The sequence below is a fragment of the [Clostridium] ammoniilyticum genome (genome assembly GCF_025566905.1).
In the GTDB taxonomy this organism is placed as follows: domain Bacteria; phylum Bacillota_I; class Bacilli_A; order Erysipelotrichales; family Coprobacillaceae; genus Faecalibacillus; species Faecalibacillus intestinalis.
The window spans coordinates 72620-95816 of record NZ_JAOQJR010000004.1; the positions used below are offsets into that span (position 1 = coordinate 72620).

Genomic DNA, 23197 nt, shown 5'->3' on the forward strand with positions numbered 1-23197 from the left:
AAGGAAATTAGAATAATCAATGAGGTGAAAGAAATGGCATTTAATTTATTTGGAGGAAAAAGAAGAATTACGAAAGGTTTTTTTGCTAATTCTTTAGGAAATAAACAAACAAGAGGAATCTATACATTTCAAATCGATGTGGAAAATGGAGAGTTGATATTTAAAAAATATTTTGTAACACCAACGGATCCAGTTTATGCATTCAATTATGGACGCTTTTCATGTATTACTTATAGGAATAGAACAGGTTCTGTAGATGATGGAGGAATTTGTTCTTATGCAGCAACTGCTGAAACATTAGCACTTGCTTCACGTGTGACAGATAAAGGAAAGACATATGTGCATGCTTGTGCAAATGGTGATGTAGAAACTGCTGATAAAGTATTCTGTGTTGATTATTTTAATAGTGAAATTTCGGTAATTTCTATTATTAAGAAAAAACTTGTAAAATGTATTTCTCATTTTAAGTTGAATGGAAGTGGAAAAGATCCTGTTAAACAAGCACAACCATATCCTACATATGTGAGTTTTTTACCAGATGAAGATAAACTTTATGTTGTTTGTTTAGGGTTAGATCAAGTATGTTTCTTTGATGTTGGTGAAGATGGAACATTAACATTAGATAATGTACATACATTACAATTAGAACCAGGTTGTGGTCCTAAAAAAATGATTTTTAATCAAAAAGGTGATCGTGCTTATGTAATGAATGAATTAAACAGCACAATTTGTGTTTATAAATATGATCATTTAAACTTTGAATTAATTCAAACAATCGATAGTTATCCAAAAGATGATGATCCTGAACTTGTAAGTTCTTTAAGTGATATTAAATTTAATAGTGATGATAGTCATTTATATGCAATTAATAAAGGACATGATTCTCTTGTGTTGTTCGAAGTCAATGAAGATGGAACTCTTACATATATTGACTTTGAAGATACTTCTTATGATCCAGTAGATATGCTTGTTTATAATGAAGAAGGAAATGAATGGATCGTTGTGGCTTGTCAAAAAGGTGGAATTGTTGAATCTTATCGTTTTGGTAAGGAAAAAGGTGGACAAGTTTATGAAACTGAATATAGCTGTATGGTAAATGAACCTGTTTGCTTAACACCATTTATTAATAATTTCTAAGGCAATTTATTTGCCTTTTTTCTTTGGTTGAATATCGACAAAAAATAACATATAATGATACAAGGTGAGGACTCAACATGGAAAAAAAGAAATTAGATATGAAGATTAAAATAGTATTAGGTATTATTATTTTTATTGTTGTTTTATTTATTGGAAGTTTTGTATATTATAAGCAAGGAATCAAGGCTACGTCTTCTAAAAATAAGGAAGTGATCGTCACTATTCCTAAAGGTAGTAGTGGAAATGATATTATTAAAATATTAGATAAAAATAAACTTATAAAAAGTTTTACATGTGCCAAAATATATTTAAAAATGAATCAACATGATTTTAAAAGTAATGTTTATATTTTAAATAAAAAAATGGATTTAAAAACAATTTTTAAAGCAATTGAAGGAAAAGATAAAAAATATATTTCTAATACTAAAATAACAGTTTTAGATGGACAAACAATTCCTGAATATGCTTCTATTATTTCTAAACAAACAGGAATAGATTATAATGAGATCATTCAAAAATGGACAGATCAAACATATCTTCAAAAGTTAATTAAAAAATATTGGTTTTTAACAGATGATATTTTAAGTGATGGTATTTATTATCCATTGGAAGGATATTTAGCACCAGAAACTTATTTTCTAACACAAGAAGATACGATTGAAAGTATTACAAAAATGATGTTAGATCAAACACAAAAACATCTAGAAAAATATAAAACACAAATATTAGATTTTAAAGTGAACTCACAACCATTAACAGTTCACCAATTTATGACATTATCATCTATTGTTCAAAGAGAATCACCAGTCAATGACGAAGATAGGCAACTTGTTTGTGGTGTTTTAATTAATCGTTTAAATAAACAAATGCCATTACAATGTGATGTCACTGTTAATTATGGAAATCAAGAAGTAAAAATTGATGTTAAACATACAGATTTAAATAAAGATACAAAATATAATACATATAAATATAATGGTTTACCTGTTGGTCCTATTAGTTCAATTTCAACAGGAATTATAAAAAATGTTTTAAATTATAAGGAAAGTGAGTATTATTATTTCTTTGCAACACAAGATGGAAAAGTTTTATATGCGAAAACATATCAAGAACATCAAGCAAATGTAAATAGTAATAAGTGGTATTAAAATGAAGTATTTTGATGAAATAGAAAAAAGTGCAAGAGAAAGAAATATTCCAGTCATGGAAAAAGAGGGTTTGGAATTTTTAATACAAACATTCAATGAACATCAATGTCATCGCTGTCTTGAAATTGGCAGTGCCATTGGTTATTCAGCAATGATGATGGTTTCAAATATAGATGATTTTGTAGTTGAAACAATTGAATTAGATGATGCACGTTATCTTGAAGCTATTCAAAACATTAAAGAACAACAATTAGAAGATCAAATAGAAATCCACCATGATGATGCATTAACATTTGATATCAATGATTTAAAATACCAAGAATTTGATTGTTTATTTATTGATGCAGCGAAAGCACAATATCAAAAATTCTTTGAAAAATACATGCCTTTAGTTCAAAAAAATGGAATTTGCATTGTTGATAATTTAGATTTTCATGGGATGATTTTTGATATTGATCATATTAAAAATAGAAACACAAAACAACTTGTTAAAAAAATTAAAAGATTTAAAGATTGGATTTTCAATCATGAAGAATATCAAGTCACTTATTATGGTGTAGGTGATGGAATTTGTGTAATAAAAAGGAAGTGAAATAAGTGTCATTAATAATTAATATAAATAGTTTATCATATCTTTATGATTATTTGGATTTAGGTGTCCATGATTTTATTGTAGGAACAAATCAATTTTCATGTCGACAAGCTTTAACAGTTGATTATATAGAATTAAAAGAAATAAAGGAAAAATATCCAATGATTCGTTTATTTGTTTTAGTTAATGCGTTAGTTGAACAAAAATATTTAGATGATTTAAAGAATCATTTAGATAAATTAAATGAATGTCAAATAGATGGGATTATTTTTCAAGATTTTGGAGTTTTACAAATTTGTAATGAAAAAGGATATTCATTTGAAAAAATCTATGATCCAGAAACATTAAATACAAATCATCTCACATTATCTGTTTTAAAAGAACAAGGAATAGATGGCGCTTTTCTAGCAAGAGAAATCCCGCTAAAAGAAAAACAAATGATTGGACAAAATTGTAAATTAAAAACAATGGTTCAAGTACATGGGGTTGAATATATGGCTTATTCAAAAAGAAAGTTATTGTCTAATTATAAAGAGTATACACATCTTGATTTTAATGTAGATAAAGAGGCACAAATTGAAATCAAAGCCAATGGTGTAGAGGACCATTGTCATATTTATGAAGATCAATATGGAACCCACATCACTTCAACTAATCAAATGTGTGCACTAGATGTTCTTAATCAATTCAATGATTTTGATTATTTATATATTGATGGTCAATATATAAATGAAACAGATTTATTAGAAATTACACATCTTTATATACAAGCTATAGAAGCAATTAAAAATCAAACATACAGTAAAGAATCAATAGAGTTGATGCAATTACTTTATCGTTTAACACCAAATGTTCATTACTACCATAGTTTTTTATTTGATTCAACTGTTTATAAAATTTCTGATGTAAGAAAGAGAGAAGAAAATGAGAGAAGTTAGTCAAGTTATTAATGGAAAAAGAGTCATTGTTAAAAAGCCAGAGTTACTTGCGCCAGCAGGTAATTTAGAAAAACTAAAAGTAGCTATTTTATATGGTGCAGATGCAGTTTTTATAGGTGGAAAAGAGTTTTCTTTACGCTCAAGTGCTTCTAACTTTTCTTTAGAAGACATTCAAGAAGCTGTAGAATTTGCCCATACACATCATGCAGCTATCCATGTAACATGTAATATTATTTTACATGAAGACAATTTAAAGGGATTAGAAGAATATCTTTTAAAGCTAGATGAAATTGGAGTAGATGCAATTATTGTAGCAGATCCTTATATTATGTCTTTAGCAAAAAAATTGCATTTAAAATTAGAAGTCCATGTTTCTACTCAACTATCTACTATGAATACCAGTGCGATTCGTTTTTATGAAAATTTAGGTGTTGACCGTGTCGTTTTTGCAAGAGAAGTAGATTATCAAGATCTAAAAGAAGTAAGAGAAAAGGTTGATATTGATTTAGAGTATTTCATTCATGGAGCTATGTGTATCCATTATTCTGGAAGATGTATGTTATCTAATTATTTTTCAAGAAGAGATGCCAATCGTGGAGGATGTTCGCAATCTTGTCGATGGTATTATGATATTTTTGAAAAAGATCAACAGTTAAATCATGATGAAATTGTTCCTTTTAGTATGTCAAGTAAAGATATGTCTTTAGTAGATGAATTACCTAAACTTATTGAATTAGGGATTGATTCTTTTAAGATAGAAGGAAGAATGAAGTCATTGCATTATATTGCAACTGTTGTATCTACTTATCGTAAATTGATTGATACGTATTGTGATGATCCTGAAAACTTTGATAAAAATGGTTATCGAAAAGAAATTGAAAAGGCAGCCAATCGCGCTTTATGTACAGGCTTCTTTAAAGATGTTCCAAACAGTGATTATCAACTCTATAATCAAAGAGATGAGCATCCTACACAAGATTTTTGTGCGCGTGTATTAAGTTATGATGTAGATAAACATGAAGTTATGATTGAACAAAGAAATTATTTTAAAGTGGGAGATCGAATTGAATTTTTCTCACCACATCATGAAAATGTTTTAATTGAAGTTAAAGAAATATATAATGAAGATAGAGAATCAGTTGAAGTAGCAAATCATCCAATGGAAATTCTTTATTTAAAATGTGAGCAACCATTGTCTGAATTTGATATGGGAAGGAAGGTTTTAACAAATGAAAAATAGTATTATTATTGGTATTGCTGGAGGAAGTGCTTCAGGAAAGACATCTATTTCTAGACAAGTGTATGAATTTTTTAAAGGAAGTCATACAACATGTATTATCAAACAAGATGATTATTATAAAGATCAAAGTCATCTTTCTTTTGAAGAAAGAGTTAAAACAAACTACGATCATCCTTTTGCTTTTGATAATGATTTACTTGTAGAACAATTAAAACAATTAAAAGAAGGAAAATCAATTTCTAAACCTACATATGATTATACTCAACATACAAGAAGTGATGTTGTTGAAACAATTACACCAAGAGATGTTTATATTTTAGAAGGATTATTTGTTTTATATGATGAAAAAATTAGAGATTTATGTGATATTCTTGTCTTTGTAGATACAGATGCTGATATTCGTTTTATTCGTCGTTTAAAACGTGATATTGAAGAAAGAGGACGTTCTATTGATTCAGTATGTAATCAATATTTAGAAACAGTAAGACCAATGCATGAACAATTCGTTGAACCTTCAAAAAAATATGCACATATCATTATCCCTGAAGGGGGAAATAATACAGTAGCCATCGATCTTTTAATTACTAAGATTTCAAGTGTTATTGATGCTAAGGAGTAAAAGATGTATTGTACAAATTGTGGTCGAAAAATTAAAGATGGAGAACGTTATTGCCCTTATTGTGGAACGAAAACATTTAATGAATATGAATTTAATCAACAAAGAGTAGATTATGCAATTTCTAGACGTAGTATTCCAATGTGTATTATTTTATCAATTGTTACGTTTGGAATTTATGGACTTTATTGGCTTTATTGTCTTGCTAGTGATGTCAATACACTTACTGAAGAAGAAGATTCTTCAGGTTTTAAAGTCTTGATTTTAAGTATTATTACTTTAGGTTTATATGAACTTTATTGGTTGTATAAAGTTGGAGAGAGATTAAGTGATTTTCAAACTTATCAAGGAGAAATGGTAGATAGTTATCGTGCTCTTGTTTATTTGATTTTAGGAATATTTGGATTAAATATTGTAGCAAGAGCACTTATTCAAAATGATTTGAATAAATATGCTTATGATTCATAAAAATAGACTAGATATTTAGATATAAATATGCTATATTATTGATTACGAGGTGACTTAAAATGGATAAAGATAAAGTATTACTTACGAAATCTGGTGTAGAAAAACTTGAAGAAGAAAGAGATAATTTAATTAATGTTGAAAGACCTAGAGTCATTGAAGAATTACAATTAGCTCGTTCTCAAGGTGACTTATCAGAAAACGCTGATTATGATGCAGCTAGAGATAAACAAGCTCAAATCGAACAAAGAATTAAAGAAATTGAATATATGCTTCAAAATGCAGAAATCATTTCTGAAGAACAAATGGATTTAAATGTTGTTAAACCTGGGACAACAGTTACAATTTTAGATTTATCTTTAGATGATCCTGAAGAAGAAAAATATACAATTGTAGGTTCTTTCGAAACTGATCCTGTTAATGGTAAGATTTCAAATGAATCACCACTTGCTAAAGCACTTATTGGTCATGGAGTTAATGAAATCGTGACTGTTGGGGTTGCTGAAGCATATGATGTAAAAATTGTAGATATTGAATTTACTGCATAAAACAACAAGTTATTGTTGTTTTTTCTTTATATAATAAAGTAAATAATAAATAATAAAAACAAATAAAGGTTTTATTAAAATTTGAATATTTATATCTTTTAAATGAAATATAAATTGAATAATTAAATAAGTCATTGAAAGGGTCATTCCGTGGATCAATGGCTTTTCTTTTACCATTTTATAAAAAATAAAAGTGAAAACAACTAAGATAAGATAACTAAAAAAAGTAATCAGTAATTGATAAATAAAAGATGAAACATGCATAAAAGAAAAAAGAATAGCCATAATAAAACTAATGATTAAATAACTTACAAATAAAAATGCATAAGATAATAAATAAGGCATTAACTTTCTTTTCATAGAAACCTCCTAATAGAGAATATGAAAAAAAAGAGTAAGTAGAACGGAGAACATATGTTTAAAATATTTATCATTAGTATTTTTATGTATATCTATCTAACAGTTTTACTTAGGCTTTTTGGAAAAAAAGAATTTAGTCAACTCAATGTTTTTGATTTTGTTGTTTTTTTAGTGATTTCTGAAATCACGACAATGTCTTTAGAAACACAAGATTTGTCTGTTTTAGATAGTGTGATAGCCACACTGACACTCATTATTTTAGATAGAATAGAATCTTTTATTACGATGCGTTCAAAAAAATTGAGAGATTTTTTTGAAGGAAGACCGTGTTATATCATTTATAGAGGAAAGATACAATATCAAAATATGAAAAAATTACGCTATAGTATAGATGATTTATGTCATCATTTAAGAGTAAGTGATATCGATAGTGTTTCTAAAGTGGATTTTGCTATTCTAGAAACAAATGGTTCTTTATCGGTTATTCCAAAACAAGAAAGTCAAACACTTTTACCTGATGCATTGATCAGTGATGGCTGTATTAATCAAGAAGCACTTCAAATTTTAAATAAAGATGAAGCGTGGTTGAAAAATGAATTAAAGAAAAAACACATTTCTCATATAGAAGATGTGCTTTATTGTGTTTTAGAAAAAAAGGATCTTTATGTGATAAAAAAATAACTATCCAAACATAATATCCAACATCATCATGATCATAAATCCTACCATAAAACTCATCGTACCAACATCTACTTCTTTTAAGGCATTTGCTTCAGGAATCAGTTCTTCGATACAAACAAACATCATCGCTCCAGCTGCAAAGCTTAAAGCAAAAGGGAGAATGCTACTAAAAAGTTGAGCAAATAAAAAACCTAAAAGTGCACTTGGAATTTCTACAAGGGCAGAATATTGACCATACATCATTGCTTTAAAACGTGAGATACCACTTTCATGTAAAGGTAAAGAAATGGCCGTACCTTCAGGAAAGTTTTGGATACCAATACCAATAGATAAAATAAGGGCAGGAACAAGATTAGTTTTAACGCTTGCAATGGCAATTCCAACCGCTAAACCTTCGGGAATATTGTGTAAGGTCATTGCTAGTAATAAAAGTTTATTTTTAGAAAGAGTATTTGTAGGACCTTCTTTTTGATGAGAAATAATATGTTCATGGGGAAGAAATTTATCACATAATCTTAAAAATAAGCCACCGCTAAAAAAGACAAGTGGAATCAAAAAAAGTAAAAGTAGATGATCTTCAACTTGTTGGATTGCTGGAAGAAGCAATGAAAAGAAAGTAGCAGCAATCATAATACCAGCAGCTAAACCTAAAGCAATACTGACAAGTTTTTGACTTTTACTTTTAACAAAATAAACAAGACTTGACCCTAAAAAAGTCATGAGCCAGTTAAAAATAGAAAGTACTAAAGCAAGTAAAAAAAGTTGTGAATTTGATAACATAAAAGACCTCCATAGTATCCTATGAAGGTCTTATCATTTCATCTAGGCTTATCTATTAATAAAGTCATAGTCACTATCATCAATAGTTACTAAAATTGCTTTTTCAGTTAATCTTTGTTTTTTACTATCATAAGTAGGCAAAACAGTATAATTAACACGAATATTTCTTTCTACTTCTTCATCGTAAGCAAAATCTGCTTGTCTAAAGAAGATAGGATCATGATCATAAACAGAAATATTACCAAATTGATTTTGTTCATTGTAATAAACAACTTTACCTGATTTACGAGTAACTAAACTATCAAGATGTGACATGATTAAATCATACATTTCATCATATAAACTACTTGAATCTTTACCTTGATATTTTTCATCGATTGTAAAGTTACATTCTTTTTGATTTTCATTACATAATGCTTTAATAAATGAATGAACCACTTTAATTAATAATTCATTACCACTATTTTCAACAGCTTCATTTAATCTTTGATATAAAGGAAGTTGTTCAAGGGCATAACCGTTTTCAAAGAATTCATAAAGTAAATAAGCATTTGCTTCTTTTACTTTACCAACAGTAGCATTTGTTTTATATAAAACTTCGTAGAAGTTAACTCCTTTAATACGATTATGTAAAGAAATAAATTCTCTATTAGCTTCATCATATTCTTTTAATTCTAATAAAGCACATCCTCTATAATATTTGATCCATTGTAAAGCGTTATAATGCCATTTAAGTGGTGTAGCTAATGCTTGATTTGCACATTCTACACATGCTTTATATTGTTTTGTTTCAAATAAAGCACGTACTTTTAATCTAAAGTATCTTTCTTTGAAAGATTCAAATTCTCTACCTTCGTTATTAACAAAAGGTTTATCAGATAATAATCTAACATCTAATTTATTAAGCATTTTGATCATTAAATCATAATTGATTGGAGATTGATTTAATGCATATTTAATTGCTCTATTAATTGCTGGTTCAACAGGAGAATATTTTTCTTGTTTACAAATACCTAAAATATCTTCAAGGATATCAAAGAATAAACTTTCTTTTTCTTTTATTTTTTCATCATCAATATTAATAAACTTATTATATAAAGCATACCCATATTGATTAATATATCCTTTTAAAGAAGGAGCCATTTGTAAAAATGTATTTCCTACTTCAATTGCATCATCATTTCTACCATTGTTTTTTAATAATTTAATAAAATCATTTGCTTCAAATTCATTGAAAGAAGCAGCATCTTCATTGAATTTATTGAAATATCTTTCAATACTTTTTAATTCGTTTTCGTTCATAAAATTCACCTCATGCATTATTATATCATTTATTTATCATGAATAACATAAAATGTTTTTAAAAACATTTTTTATATGCTATAATAATGCAGAAAATTAAGAGGTGAAAAAATGAGTAAACAAGTGTTTAGTACAGATTTTTACGGGAAAAATCTGACAGTAGAAGTAGGAGAATTAGCTAAACAAGCTAATGGTAGTGTTTTAGTAAGATATGATGATACAGTCATCTTATCAACAGCTGTTGCAGGAAAAGAACCAAAAAGTGTAGATTTCTTTCCACTAACAGTTACATATGAAGAAAAATTATATTCTGTAGGTAAAATTCCTGGAGGATTTCTAAAAAGAGAAGGACGTCCAAGTGAACATGGAACTTTAACTGCAAGAATGATTGATAGACCAATTCGTCCATTATTTGCAGACGGATTTAGAAATGAAGTACAAGTTGTTAATACTGTTTTATCAGTAGATCAACAAGCTTCTCCAGAAATGGCTGCAATGTTAGGGGCTTCTCTAGCATTATGCGTTTCTGATATTCCTTTCAATGGGCCAATCGCAGGTGTTAATGTTGGTTTAATTGATGGAGAATTTACCATCAATGCTGGTCCAGAAGAAATGGAAAGAAGTTTAATCAATTTAGAAGTAGCTGGTACAAAAGATGCCATCAATATGGTTGAAGCTGATGCTAAAGAAGTTGATGAAGATACAATGTTAAATGCTTTAATGTTTGGACATGAAGCAATTAAAGAATTAATTGCTTTTGAAGAAAAAGTTGTTGAAGCATGTGGTAAAGAAAAAATTGAAATTCCATTATTTGAATTAGATGAAGCTTTAGTTCAAGAAATTACAGATTTATGTAATGATGAAATGGTTGCTGCTGTATCTATTCCAGGAAAACTTGAAAGATATGCAGCCATTGATGAAATCATGGATCGTGTAACTGCACAATATGATGAAAAAGAATATGCAGATGAAGAAACAAAAGAATCTGTGATGAAACAAGTTGGAATTATCTTACATGACTTAGAAAAAAATGAAGTAAGACGTTTAATTACGGAAGAAAAAATTAGACCAGATGGTCGTAAAATTGATGAAGTGCGTCCATTAAATGCACAAGTTGATTTATTACCAAGAGTTCATGGTTCTGCTTTATTTACAAGAGGTGAAACACAAGTTTTATCTGTATGTACATTAGGAGCTATGGGAGAAGTTCAAAAAATCGATGGTTTAGGATTAGAAGATCAAAAACGTTTCATGCATCATTATAACTTCCCACCATATTCAGTTGGTGAAACAGGAAGAATGGGTGCTCCTGGACGTCGTGAAATTGGACATGGTGCTTTAGGAGAAAGAGCTTTAGCACAAGTTATTCCAAGTGAAAAAGACTTCCCATATACAATTCGTGTTGTTTCTGAAGTCTTAGAATCAAATGGTTCAAGTTCACAAGCTTCAATCTGTGCATCATCAATGGCATTAATGGCTGCTGGTGTACCAATTTCAAATCCAGTTTCTGGGGTTGCGATGGGACTTGTTAAAAAAGGTGACGATTATACAATCTTAACTGATATCCAAGGTATGGAAGATCACTTAGGAGATATGGATTTCAAAGTAGCTGGTACTAAAAATGGTATTTGTGCTTTACAAATGGATATCAAAATTGATGGTATTACAAAAGAAATCTTACAAGAAGCTTTAGCACAAGCAAAAGTAGGACGTGCTCAAATCATGGATTGTATGTTAGGAGCTATTCCTGCACCACGTGATCATTTATCTAAATACGCACCAAAAATGCATGTTATGCATATTGATCCAGAACAAATTAGAGATGTTATTGGACGTGGTGGAGAAACAATTAATGAAATCATTGAAAAATCAAATGATGTTAAAATTGATATTGATCAAGACGGTACAGTGGTTATCTACCATAGTGATCAAGAAGCAATCGACACAGCTGTTTCTTTAATTGAAAGAATTGTTAAAAAAGCTGAAGTTGGTGAAATCTATGATGGAACAATTGCACGTGTAAATGATAATTATGCATTCGTTACTTTATTTGAAGGAACTGATGGATTCTTACATATTTCTGATTGGTCTTATGAAAGAACAAGCAAAATGCAAGATGTATGTAAGGTAGGAGATGTCATCAAAGTTAAAGTAACTAAAGTTGATGATAAAGGTAAAGTAAATGTTTCTAGAAAAGCTTTACTTCCAAAACCAGTTAAAAAAGAAGAAAAAAATGAAAAAAATGAAAAATAAAATCATACTTGCAAGTAGTTCTCCAAGAAGAAAAGAACTTTTCGATAAATATGGAATAGACTACACAGTAGATTTTGTAGAAACAGAAGAAGTGTTAGACGAAAGTTTAACACTTTTTAAAAGACTAGAAAACATTGCTTTACAAAAAGCCAAACCACTTCAAATAAAATATCCAAACAATATCATTGTCTCAGCAGATACCATGGTCACCTTCCAAGATGAAATGTTAGGAAAACCAAAAAATAGAGAAGACGCTAAAAGAATGCTTGAGTTGTTATCGAATAATAAACAAGTTGTTATTACAGCAGTATGTATCATTAAAGATCAACAAAGCACAACATTTACAGATGCAACAACTGTTACATTTAAAAAATTATCTGATCAAGAAATTGAAGATTATCTTGATACAAATGAATGGCAAGGCAAAGCGGGTGCTTATGCAATCCAAGGAGTTGCTTCAAAGTTTGTAGAAAAGATTGATGGAGATTTAGAAAATGTCATTGGAATGCCAATGTATAAAGTCATTAAATATTTAGAAGCTTAACAATATAACGCATATATATCTTTATAAGATTAAAAGAGGCATAGAAATCTAATAATTTACGATAGATTTTATGCCTCTTTTTATTAAATAAATTTAAATTGTTTATTTATTTTTTTGTGTTTTTGTATAATATATTCTTGGTGTAATTAAACAAATTATAAATAGTATGAAATTAATTAAAAAATATAAAAGAAATGAAAAATGATATTTAAAATAATAAAGCGTATTTTGAAATAAAGAAACAATCATCTTCGATAACGGAATTCCTATAATTGTCAGTAGAACTAGAGATATTACAAAATAAATAATACCTTCTAAAGAAAGCAACTTATACAGTTGTTTTTTTGTCATTCCAATTGCTTCTAATGTAGCCAATTCTTTTTTTCTTGAATTGATATTCATGATAATAATATTAATAAAATTGAAGATTCCTAACATAAGTAAAATACATGCAAAAAGAATACCTACAAACATAAAGCAATTTATAATTGGTTGTAATTGCTTGATGGTGTTGATTTGACTTTTAAAAGTGATAGTACAGTTTTTAAAAATACTTAAAAGTTTTTCTTGAAGTTTTTCATTATTGACATTTTTAGTATTGATTTTTAATTCTTCATAAATTGGATCTATTTGTAATTTTTCAAGACCTTTTTCGCTCATATAAATGCAGATATGATCACTATCAGAAATCAAATAATTTTGGGCATCTTGTAGAAAATTAGAATCTTCTTTAAATAAATTTTCAATTTTATAATCGATAAGTTCACCGTTATTATTTTGTATTGAAAGGGAATCATTTATATACTTACGTGATACAGATGTATCTAAAAGATAGATGCTATCACCATTTAAAAATGATATGTTATCTGTTTTATTTGTTTTAGAAAAATGAGAAAGATCATCTTCATTTAAAAGAATGATAGTTGCTTTAAAATGATTGCTTTCTTTAGCAAAACTATTCTTCTTACCTAATTCTTTTTGCAAAAATTTAGATGAACCTGTAACTGTTGAATAAGCAGTTTTAACGATTTTTAATTCAGTTATTTCTTTTAAAGATTGTACTTTTGAGATTTCTTTATTGGTTATATCACTTTGCTTTCCTTCGTTATTTGGATTATTTGCCTCGATATTAAAAGAATAAGGCTGTTGTCTAGCAAAAAGAATATTATAATCTGGCTTTGAAATGGCAGAATAAATTGTTAAACAAGAAAATAATCCAATAAATAGTGAAAGTATAACAGAAATATTTCTTTTACCGTTTCCTAAAATATTTTTAATAGCGAGAGACAGTATGCGATTTTTTTTGAAAATAGAAAATGATCTATTTATATATGATGCATTACCTAGACCGTTATATCTAATTGCCTCAATAGGTGATATTTTGCTAGCAATCTTTGCTGGTTTTTTACTGCTTACCCAAATAGTAAGCAAGACATAAATAATAACAATTAAAAACAAGAAAGGGCTAAATGAAACATTGCATGGAAAGATGTTTTCAATAGCTGATCCCGATATTAATCGCCGAAGTGTATAAGGTACTAAAAAATATGAAAATAGTGATGCAAACACTAATCCCATAGGAATTGCTAATAAAGCATAAAATAGTGTTTCTTTTTTTACAATCGATTTTATTTGTTTTGGGGTCGTTCCTATTGTTTTAAGTTGTCCATAAAAATAAATGTCATTATTGATAGACAATTGCATAATATTATTGATAATAAAATATCCGCTTAATACAATTAGAATTGCTAGAAATGCACATGCTACAATAGACAACAAACCGTCTGTTTTATTTGCTAAAAGACCGAAACTATAGAGTTTTTGATTTTTTGCTAAGTTTAAGTCTTTATTTAATTGGGACATAATCTTATCAGCATCTTGGTGTTTATCTTTAAGAGAGACCATTGTGACTTGATAAAGAGACGAATGTGATTTAGCGTACATATTTGAAATAATAATATTTCCTATTTGATTAATTTCTTGATAATGATCTTTGAAATAAAAAGTTGCTGCAGCAACATTAGCACTTTTGGTTTTTTGATCTCGACCAATTAAATAATCAGTAAAAATAGCACTAATATTAAATCTTTGTTTTTGATGATTTATATTTAAAGTAATATAATCACCAATTTTTTTGTTTTTATAACCTAATTTATTTAATGTCCATCTTGACAAAGCAATTTCATTTTTCTTTGTAGGATAATTTCCTTCAAATGAAGCAATTGTAGGCAAGATGTCTTCTTTCCATTCAATATCATCATAATTAGAAAGAACGATTTGACTATCTGAATAGGAGTTTTCAAAATTAATACGACCATAATAGTGTTGATTACCAATATTTTTAATATAATCTAAATCATTTAATTTGTTTTTTTGTTTTTTAGTAAGATTCGTCATCAGGATTTGACTTGTTGTCCCTGCACTTCGTAGATTATAGGTTTGATAATTGTCATAGTAACTGAATCCAATTGAAAAAATACTATAAATCATAAAAGTAACGAGAATGATAGAGACAAACATAAAAAGTGTTTTTGTTTTATTTTTTAATGTTGATAATGTGAGTTTATTGATTGCTTTTTTATTATTATTCATCATTGTTTTCACGCAACTTTCCATCTTCAATTTTTATAATACGATCAGCTAATTGAGCAATATCCTCATTATGAGTAATCATGACGATTGTTTGTTTAAATAAATGACTTGTTCTTTTAATTAATCCTATAACTTCCTGAGTAGTTTTTGAGTCAAGATTTCCAGTGGGCTCGTCTGCAAGAATAATAGATGGTCTTGTTGCCAGCGCTCTAGCGATAGCAACACGTTGTTGTTGACCGCCTGATAATTTATTTGGACATACATTTTTTTTATCTTCTAGTTTTAAAACGTGAAGTATTTCGTTTATAAAATCATATGGAATCTCATTACCATCAAGTTCAATAGGCAAAATGATATTTTCTAAGACAGTGAGGTTACTGATAAGGTTATAATTTTGAAAAATAAAGCCAATGTTTCTTCTTCTAAAAATAGCCATTTCATCTTCATCCATTGATGTAATATCAATATTATTAATAAATACTTTTCCACTGGTAGGTTTATCTAATCCACCAAGTAAATTTAAAAGAGTAGATTTTCCACTACCAGAACTTCCAACAATTGCAATAAATTCATGATTGTTAATATTCAAGTTAATGTTATCTACAGCTTTTACAGTATAGTTATCCATTTTATAATATTTTTTTAAGTTTATTGTTTTTACGATTTCCATAAGCACTCTCCTTTGGTTATCTATATTCTACAAAATAAATATCACAAACTTGTTACAAAAAAGATAATGAACAAAAAATTCATTATCTTTTTAAATAGATTGTAAAAGTAGAACCTTTTCCATATTCGGATTGGACAGTGATATAGCCTTCTTCTCTAGATAAGATTTCTCTTGTCAAATAGAGTCCAATACCAATACCATCTTCATCTTGCACTTCCTGTGCTCTATAAAATCTTTGGAAAATATTATTATAGTTTTCTTTTTTTATACCAATTCCTTGATCAGTAATTATGATTTTAGAAAAGAAAGTATTTTTTGACATCTGAATTGTTATGGTTGTATTTTTATTTGAATATTTTATACAATTTTCTAAAACATTAAAAATTGCTTCTTGAGTCCACTTTTCATCATATAGGGCAGAGATATGTGTATTTTTGGATAGTTCGATATTAATATGTTTTTTTTCAGCAAGTAAGAAAACATGATTAATTACTTCAATTAGAGTAGAATAAAGATCATTTTTTTCAATATTTAATTGAATGATATCTGTTTCTAATCGAGACATTTTTATAAGAGATTCCATTAGAAAATCAAGTTTATTAATTTGTTGATTAAGCATTATATGAAAGTCAATAGCTTCTTCTTTAGATAAGTCATTACGTGCTAACAAATCGTTAAATATTTTAATGTTGGCTAAAGGCGTTTTTACTTGATGAGAAATATGAGTGACTAATGACTGAATTTCTTGTTTAGAATGGATTGTTTTTTCTTTTTCGATATCTAATTCTTGTTTATATTTATTAATTTGATGTAATAATTTTGATTCAATCGTTTCTTCATATTCTTTATTGCTTTGAGTTGCTGTTTTATCAAAAGTATTAAAAATATAATGTGTTAAATGATTTATTTTTGATTTGAAAGAAAAAATGTTTAGATAGTATATAAAAATACTTACTAATGAATTTAAGATGGTTAAGCATTTTATTAAGATAGAATTTGTTGAAAAGAAAATGATTATTGAAATAGAAAATAAAAATAAAACATAAAGAGTTGCAATGATTTTATTCATCATGACACCACCTGTAACCTAGGCCATAAACAGTTTTAATATAATGGTGTTTATCATCTTCTATCTTATTTCTTAATCGAGATATATTAACAAGCAATGTATGCTCATCAACATAATTTTCATTTGAATCCCATATTTTTTCAATGATTGTTTCTTTTAAAAGTATTTGATTTTGATTTTCTAAAAATAAAGATAATAATTTAAATTCAAGAGGTGTTAATTTGGTTTCTTCATTGTTGATTACTAATTTAGATGTATTTTTATCAAAAAATAGATGGTCATCTTTGTAGAAAATGTTTTTTGTATTTCTTTTTAAAATAACATTTATTTTTTTATGAAGAATTTCAATATTAAATGGTTTTGTTACATAATCTTCTGCGCCTAAATTAAAACCATGTAAAATATCTGAATCAAGATCACAAGCAGATAAAATAAGAATGGGAATATTTAAATTCATAATTTTTATTTGTTCAATAAGATCAAAACCAGATAAATCAGGAAGATTGATATCTAAAATAATAAGATCACTATTATTTTGAGAAAATGTGTCAAGTGCTTCTTGACCACTAAAACAAGAGAGTACATGAAATTTTTCTTTTTTGAAGTAAACTGAAATTGCTTTATTTAAAGCTGTATCGTCTTCAATTAATAAAATATTATACATTTTTCATCACCTGTTAATTAATTATCTATGTTATGACATGATTGTCAACTTATAGATTAACAAAAAAGATAAAAGATATTTTCATAAATAGAATCAATTGATAATAATCTTGTTTTTATTATGATATAATTAAGTAAATAGAAAAGGTTCAAAAAGGAGGAAAAATATTATGAATAATTTTGCAGAGATTGTAAGAGTAGGCATTATTGCAGGACTTGGCGTGGTTTTAATGATTATGGCTCTTTTAATAGCAAATGGGAACTCGTTTCTAACAAAAGGAATGAACAAGAAATATACAAATGAATCTGTTAGAGATTATTGTAAGAGTAATTGTTTAGGGCAAATTATTTTTGCTTTAGGTCTTATTTTAGAGGGAATCTTTTCTAAAGGAATATTTTATTATTTAGGAGTTGGATGTTTATTTTTTGGAGCAGTACTTATGGTAGCTGTTTCTAAGAAATTAGTAAAAAGAGTATAATAGCATGAAGATGAGAAATAAAATCTCATCTTTTTTATTTGAAAAAGAATGGCTAGATGAAAAAATATAAAATTATTTTTGTAATCCATTTTTTATAAAAAACACGTAATATCAAGGGATTCCACGCTTCGTAGACATATTCTCTAGATGGAATGTTGTATCTTTTAAAGAAAGTTTTTAGTATGATAGGTGTAAGGGAGTTGTTTATATGGATAGTAAAAAAATTGGAAAAGTAATTGCAAAGAGAAGAAAAGAAAAAGGAATGACTCAAGGGGAACTGGCAGAAAGATTATCTGTTTCTAATAAGACAATTTCTAAATGGGAAACCGGGGTAGGGTTACCCGATATTTCAATTCTTGTCGATCTAGCAAGTATTCTTGATATAAGTGTTGATGATTTATTGAAGGGAAAAGAAAATAAAGTTCAAAATGCTCTATATGAGAAAAACTTTTTAATAAAAAAGAAGTATTATAAAAAATATTTGAGAGATCATTATTTCGAAAGCAAGGCTTATTGGCTATTCAATTTTATAGGAATTATGTTTATCTTAGGAGGTTTTGCTTTTTTACCACTTCAACAGTATATTCATCATTATGTAGATATTCTTGGTAAAAGTTTTATTGTTTTAGGAATTATTCTCATATTATTTCCTTTTATGCAAATTTTTTGTAAAAGCAACTTTTTTAAAGAACATGAAGTCTTTTATACATTTAAAGATAATGGAATGACTTATCAAGAAAATGAAGAAGCTATTTTTTATAGTTTTCCACAATTTAAAAGAATTAATTATAAAGATTTTATACTTTTAAAGAAAAATCAAAAGATTTTATTCGTTGATCTTAATGATTTAGATCAATTAGAAAATGATATAGAAGAAACAAAAATTAAGAAGAGTTCATTTTTAATTTCTTTATTTACCAGTGTTATAGGTTGTTCATTATTGGTCTTACAACTTGGTTATTTAGTTATCTTAAAAAGATTTGGATTTGAATATATTCATTCAATGAATCAAATTATATTTAATCTCATTATTTTATGTTGTCTTTTCATTAATTATTGTCTAATTAAGAAAAAGAAGATTAAGATTCAATATGTTTTAATAGGCTGTTTAGGATTTGTTGTAATTTCTATTTTTGGATTTCAGTATTTTCAAAAAGATGAAGAAATTTCATCTTTTTCTTCAAATTTAAAAAACAGAGCTGTTTTAAAATATGATGATAATGACCACCGTTTGGACATTTACCATTATACTTATTTATGCTTTGCTAGAAAAAGTGATACTGTTTCTACAGAAATGAAAGGTTATCATGGAAAATGGCTTACGAATGATTGTTACGTTTTTACTTATAATAACGAAGAAAATCAAAAGAAAGTGTATGTATCTACTTTTGGCGATCGTGGTGATGGAATTTCCTATTTTAATATTTTTCCTACATTGCAAGGGGAATGGTTTAATAAAAATAACGGTGAAACAAAAACATATCTTAAAGAAAATGCAGGACAATTAACTTTAAAAATAAAAAATAAAACGCAATATTTTGATGCGGATGAAACAAAACAAAATGGGACGATTGCTTTAACTTTATCTAAAGATGAAGAAGCTCAATATATTATTGCCTTAGATGAAAACTGTATTTTAAATGAAGATAATCTTTTAGATAAAAATGGGACAATTCAAATTTATAATCTTCAAAATGATTCAAGTGTAACTCTTTATTGCGGGACCTATAAAGAAGATAAAAAAGAACAAGAAGAAATTGATAATGACTATCGAAAACAAGCCAAAGAGCTTGTTAATAAAATGGTTGCTTATTTGAAAAAAGACTCAACATTACCTGATTTTGATGATAGAGAATCTCTTTTTAAAGTTTCTTCATCATCCAATGACTTTTATGTTGTGACAAGAGATGCCTATTTTCATTCTTTAAAATTATTTAAACAGGATGGAGCACAAGAAACGGGGCAAATTAAACAAATCAAAGTTTTAGCGGGAGATATTAATGATTTCTATGTTGAAATGACTTATACATCGACAATTACCTATTTAGGTGAAACGGAAACCATGGGTATTACATATCATTATCGTATAAAAAAGGGAAAGGATTGTTATTTGGTAGCCTTTGTTGGTTATCGTGTACCAGGGGATATTGGTTTAGTAAAGTGTGATCCTGTTATTGAAAAAGACGTTTCAACAAATGAAGATTACGCATATTCTGTAGGAGGACAGTAGAAATGAAAGATAAAAAGAAATGGATCATTGGAATAAGTGCCTGTGTTTTACTGATGGTTTCTGTGTTTTTTGTGTTTAATCAAGGAAAAAGTAATGAACAAGTTGTTACAGAGTATTTTGAACTTTTAAAAAAGAAAAATTATAAACAAATGTATCAAATGTTAAATTCCAAAACAGTGTATACACCTACACAAAAATACTTTGTTGAAAAATATAAAGAATTTTATGAAGAAATCGATGCAAAAAATATTCAAATAAAAATCTTAGATGAACAAGATAATGTCATTGAATATTTAATCTATATTGATACCCTTGCAGGAAGAATTACTTATCGAAATAAAGTAGGGGTCAAAAATGAACAAATCCAATTTAATAAAGAACTGATTATGGATGGTTACACTGATGGGTGCAAAATAAAAATAACAACATATAATCCTGAAAAAAGAGGACGTATTTTAGATAGAAATGGAAAAGTTCTTGCTGAAGATGGAAAAGGTTATTCTGTTGGACTTGTAAAAGGAAAACTAAATGGTGAAAATGATTATGGACAAATTGCACAGTATTTAGAAACAGATGTTGAAACCCTTCAAAAGAAAATGAGTGCATCTTGGATTAATGATGATTCTTTTGTACCTATCAAAACTGTTTCTGAAGCAACTAAAAACGATTTAATCAATAAGAATATTTTAGGTATCAACGGCGTTAAAATTTCGACAGTGAGTATTCGTACGTATCCTTACGATAAAGTGGCTTCACATATCGTAGGTTATGTTCAAAATGTTAATGCTGAAGATTTAAAAAAACATAAAAATGAAGGCTATAATTCGACTTCAGTCATTGGAAGAAGTGGGATTGAAGCAGCCTATGAAGAAAAGTTAAGAGGAATCACTTCTGGTAAAATTGATCTGGTTGATAAAAATGATAAAGTTATTAAAGAACTTTGTCATAAAAAAGTTAAAATGAGTCCACAAGATATTACACTCACAATCGATATTGATTTACAACAAAGCCTTTATAATGAATATCAAAATGATAAAAGTGCATCTGTTGCTATCAATCCAAAAACAGGAGAAGTGTTAGCACTTGTATCAACACCATCCTACTCAAACAATGATTTTGTTTTAGGGCTTTCAACAGATAAATGGAATGCTTTAAATAATGATGTCAACCAACCATTGATGAGTCGTTATAAACAAACCTATACACCCGGTTCATCCATGAAGTCTATTACAGCAGCTATTGGGTTAGAAACAAAGACGATTGATCCAAATAAGGATTTAGGGGCTAAGGACAAATGGCAAAAAGATTCAAGTTGGGGTAATTATTATGTGACAACATTACATGCGCCTTCCCCTAATGATTTAAAGAATGCAATCACGTATTCTGATAATGTTTATTTTGCAAGAAGTGCGTTAAATATAGGAAAAGATAATTTATTTAAGTATTATAAAAATTTGAAGATTGGTGAAAAGATTCCTTTTGAACTTGCTTTAAATAAAAGTCAGTATATCAATAAAAATCAAAAAGTAAGTGATCAATTAATTGCAGATAGTGGCTATGGTCAAGGACAAATTCTGATGAATCCTGTACAACTAGCAAGTATCTATAGTGCTTTTGTTAATAATGGATCAATCTATCAGCCACATATAGTTCAAGGACAAACAAAAACATGGATTAAAAATGTTTTTTCAAAAGAAACAACAAAAATAATAAAAGAAGATCTTATTAATGCCATTGCGGATGAAAATGGAACAGGACATGCCATCTATCATGATAATGTCATTCTTGCCGGAAAAACAGGAACGGCAGAAATCAAACAAAGTCAAAGCGATACGACAGGAACAGAACTTGGTTGGTTTACAGTCATGACGATAGATGAAAAACAACCTATTTTAATGACAACTGTCGTGGAAGATGTTAAAAATCGTGGTGGTAGTGGTTATGTTGTTGAACATACAAAAGCACCATTAGATTTATATTTACCTCAAGTAAGTGATTAACTAAATGAATGAAATTTCTAACGAAGTTTCATTCGTTTTTTAAAGAAGGGAACAAATGGGAAAGTATCTTTTAAAGAAACTTGTGATTATTGAAACGCTTATGATTGGCATTGTTTCTTTATTTATAGTAATGAACTATTTTTCTAATAATACTATTTGGGATTTAATAATTCATGATGAACCTGAAGACGTATTACTTTATGAAAATAAGGATGCGACATCAAAAGCAAAGGTACAAATATATGAAAAATGGAGTTTGTCATTGTTTGATAGATATATCCGTGTAGATATTACCTTTAATAATTTAGAAACATATAGCTATTCAACAGTATGTTATGCAAGTGAAAATCTTGATTTTAATAATACTCAAGATGTAAATGTTAAATGGAAAAGGCATATTCCATCAATTTATATGAGGAATCATCCAACGATAACAATCAGGTCTATAATACAAAAGGAGTAGGTATGAAATATAAAGTAAAGTTATTTATTTTTGGTGTGGAAACATTTATGATATTTTGTATTGTTTCTACAATGATTTTTACCCGTATTTATAATGGCTCCTATTTTTTGATTTTTCATCAATTTGATAAACAAGAGCATCTTATTTTAAAAAAGAAAATAAGTAATCGTGATTCTATTGTTATTTTTGAAAGAGGAGAACCAGTATTCTTTGAAAAGAATCATCTAGAAATAAGATTGAGTAATAGAATTGATGTGATCGACATTGACATTGATAATGCAGGCAAACCTTTAACAAAAAAGAATATAGATATTAATCAAAGACAAGATTTTATTGAAATAACAATCCATAAAAATGATGGAAAGACAATAGTTTATAGTTTGATGAAATAATTAAAAATAAAGTGTCCAACACTTCACAATTTATT

At 27.7% G+C, this 23197-nt stretch carries 23 protein-coding genes; 16 read left to right on the forward strand and 7 right to left on the reverse strand.

The annotated features are described in order from the left end of the window. The first annotated feature begins 33 nt into the window (after positions 1–33). The 8 genes from OCV55_RS05170 (at position 34) to greA (ending at position 6684) form a co-directional block, all read left to right on the forward strand. Complete coding sequence (locus OCV55_RS05170; RefSeq protein ID WP_119363209.1) at positions 34–1137, forward strand: lactonase family protein; 1104 nt, start codon at positions 34–36, stop codon at positions 1135–1137. Positions 1138–1214: 77 nt separating this feature from the next. Continuing rightward, complete coding sequence (mltG, locus tag OCV55_RS05175; RefSeq protein ID WP_147580007.1) at positions 1215–2285, forward strand: endolytic transglycosylase MltG; 1071 nt, start codon at positions 1215–1217, stop codon at positions 2283–2285. 1 nt (position 2286) lies between these two features. Then, positions 2287–2877, forward strand: coding sequence for an O-methyltransferase (locus tag OCV55_RS05180; RefSeq protein ID WP_032091364.1), 591 nt, complete (start codon positions 2287–2289; stop codon positions 2875–2877). Positions 2878–2882: 5 nt separating this feature from the next. Further along, a complete protein-coding gene (locus OCV55_RS05185; protein ID WP_032091363.1) occupies positions 2883–3815 on the forward strand; it encodes a peptidase U32 family protein in 933 nt (310 codons plus the stop codon). Continuing rightward, on the forward strand, positions 3802–5055 hold the full coding sequence (locus OCV55_RS05190; protein WP_032091362.1) for a peptidase U32 family protein: 1254 nt from the start codon (positions 3802–3804) through the stop codon (positions 5053–5055). The genes OCV55_RS05185 and OCV55_RS05190 overlap by 14 nt, the downstream gene beginning before the upstream one ends. Further along, positions 5045–5674, forward strand: coding sequence for a uridine kinase (gene udk, locus OCV55_RS05195; protein ID WP_022001126.1), 630 nt, complete (start codon positions 5045–5047; stop codon positions 5672–5674). The genes OCV55_RS05190 and udk overlap by 11 nt, the downstream gene beginning before the upstream one ends. A 3-nt stretch (positions 5675–5677) precedes the next feature. Next, positions 5678–6139, forward strand: coding sequence for a DUF4234 domain-containing protein (locus OCV55_RS05200; RefSeq protein WP_147580088.1), 462 nt, complete (start codon positions 5678–5680; stop codon positions 6137–6139). Positions 6140–6198: 59 nt separating this feature from the next. After that, the gene (gene greA / locus OCV55_RS05205) at positions 6199–6684 is read left to right on the forward strand and encodes a transcription elongation factor GreA (protein WP_022001124.1); all 486 of its coding nucleotides are present in this window, start codon (positions 6199–6201) and stop codon (positions 6682–6684) included. A gap of 9 nt (positions 6685–6693) precedes the next feature. On the opposite strand, the gene OCV55_RS05210 is transcribed toward greA, so the two are convergent. Beyond that, positions 6694–7044 carry a hypothetical protein gene (locus OCV55_RS05210; RefSeq protein ID WP_032091361.1) on the reverse strand — a complete coding sequence of 117 codons (351 nt, stop codon included), beginning with the start codon at positions 7042–7044 and terminating at the stop codon, positions 6694–6696. 54 nt (positions 7045–7098) lie between these two features. On the opposite strand from OCV55_RS05210, the gene OCV55_RS05215 reads away from it, so the two are divergent. Continuing rightward, on the forward strand, positions 7099–7725 hold the full coding sequence (locus OCV55_RS05215; protein WP_117481443.1) for a DUF421 domain-containing protein: 627 nt from the start codon (positions 7099–7101) through the stop codon (positions 7723–7725). Here the strand turns inward: OCV55_RS05215 and OCV55_RS05220 are convergent, their stop codons facing one another. Together OCV55_RS05220 and OCV55_RS05225 are read right to left on the reverse strand one after the other, a co-directional pair. Then, entirely contained in the window at positions 7726–8505 is a 780-nt protein-coding gene (locus OCV55_RS05220) for a ZIP family metal transporter (RefSeq protein WP_032091359.1), read from the reverse strand. A 48-nt stretch (positions 8506–8553) separates the two neighbouring features. Then, positions 8554–9807 (reverse strand): hypothetical protein, encoded by a 1254-nt coding sequence (locus OCV55_RS05225; RefSeq protein WP_147580008.1) that lies wholly within the window; start codon positions 9805–9807, stop codon positions 8554–8556. Between the two features lie 111 nt (positions 9808–9918). Here OCV55_RS05225 and pnp point away from each other — a divergent pair, with 111 nt between their 5' ends. Together pnp and OCV55_RS05235 are read left to right on the forward strand one after the other, a co-directional pair. Continuing rightward, complete coding sequence (gene pnp, locus OCV55_RS05230) at positions 9919–12060, forward strand: polyribonucleotide nucleotidyltransferase (protein WP_117867754.1); 2142 nt, start codon at positions 9919–9921, stop codon at positions 12058–12060. Next, entirely contained in the window at positions 12041–12604 is a 564-nt protein-coding gene (locus OCV55_RS05235; protein WP_233542246.1) for a Maf family protein, read from the forward strand. Before pnp ends, OCV55_RS05235 begins: the two co-directional genes overlap by 20 nt. 102 nt (positions 12605–12706) lie before the next feature. On the opposite strand, the gene OCV55_RS05240 is transcribed toward OCV55_RS05235, so the two are convergent. From OCV55_RS05240 to OCV55_RS05255, 4 genes are all read right to left on the reverse strand, one after another. Further along, positions 12707–15199, reverse strand: coding sequence for an ABC transporter permease (locus OCV55_RS05240; protein WP_267309833.1), 2493 nt, complete (start codon positions 15197–15199; stop codon positions 12707–12709). After that, entirely contained in the window at positions 15189–15866 is a 678-nt protein-coding gene (locus OCV55_RS05245) for an ABC transporter ATP-binding protein (protein ID WP_147580010.1), read from the reverse strand. Before OCV55_RS05245 ends, OCV55_RS05240 begins: the two co-directional genes overlap by 11 nt. An 82-nt stretch (positions 15867–15948) precedes the next feature. Beyond that, positions 15949–16935, reverse strand: coding sequence for a sensor histidine kinase (locus OCV55_RS05250; RefSeq protein WP_267309823.1), 987 nt, complete (start codon positions 16933–16935; stop codon positions 15949–15951). Further along, positions 16928–17599 (reverse strand): response regulator transcription factor, encoded by a 672-nt coding sequence (locus tag OCV55_RS05255; RefSeq protein WP_117792454.1) that lies wholly within the window; start codon positions 17597–17599, stop codon positions 16928–16930. The genes OCV55_RS05250 and OCV55_RS05255 overlap by 8 nt, the downstream gene beginning before the upstream one ends. A gap of 169 nt (positions 17600–17768) precedes the next feature. On the opposite strand from OCV55_RS05255, the gene OCV55_RS05260 reads away from it, so the two are divergent. The 5 genes from OCV55_RS05260 (at position 17769) to OCV55_RS05280 (ending at position 23162) form a co-directional block, all read left to right on the forward strand. Then, positions 17769–18077 (forward strand): hypothetical protein, encoded by a 309-nt coding sequence (locus tag OCV55_RS05260; RefSeq protein WP_032091353.1) that lies wholly within the window; start codon positions 17769–17771, stop codon positions 18075–18077. 208 nt (positions 18078–18285) lie between these two features. After that, positions 18286–20307 (forward strand): helix-turn-helix domain-containing protein, encoded by a 2022-nt coding sequence (locus OCV55_RS05265; RefSeq protein WP_147580012.1) that lies wholly within the window; start codon positions 18286–18288, stop codon positions 20305–20307. Positions 20308–20309: 2 nt separating this feature from the next. Next, on the forward strand, positions 20310–22307 hold the full coding sequence (locus tag OCV55_RS05270; RefSeq protein WP_147580013.1) for a penicillin-binding transpeptidase domain-containing protein: 1998 nt from the start codon (positions 20310–20312) through the stop codon (positions 22305–22307). Between the two features lie 55 nt (positions 22308–22362). Then, on the forward strand, positions 22363–22770 hold the full coding sequence (locus OCV55_RS05275) for a hypothetical protein (protein WP_117792448.1): 408 nt from the start codon (positions 22363–22365) through the stop codon (positions 22768–22770). A gap of 2 nt (positions 22771–22772) precedes the next feature. After that, positions 22773–23162: a hypothetical protein gene (locus tag OCV55_RS05280; protein WP_117792446.1), complete on the forward strand. Its 390-nt coding sequence runs from the start codon at positions 22773–22775 to the stop codon at positions 23160–23162. Positions 23163–23197 lie beyond the last annotated feature (35 nt).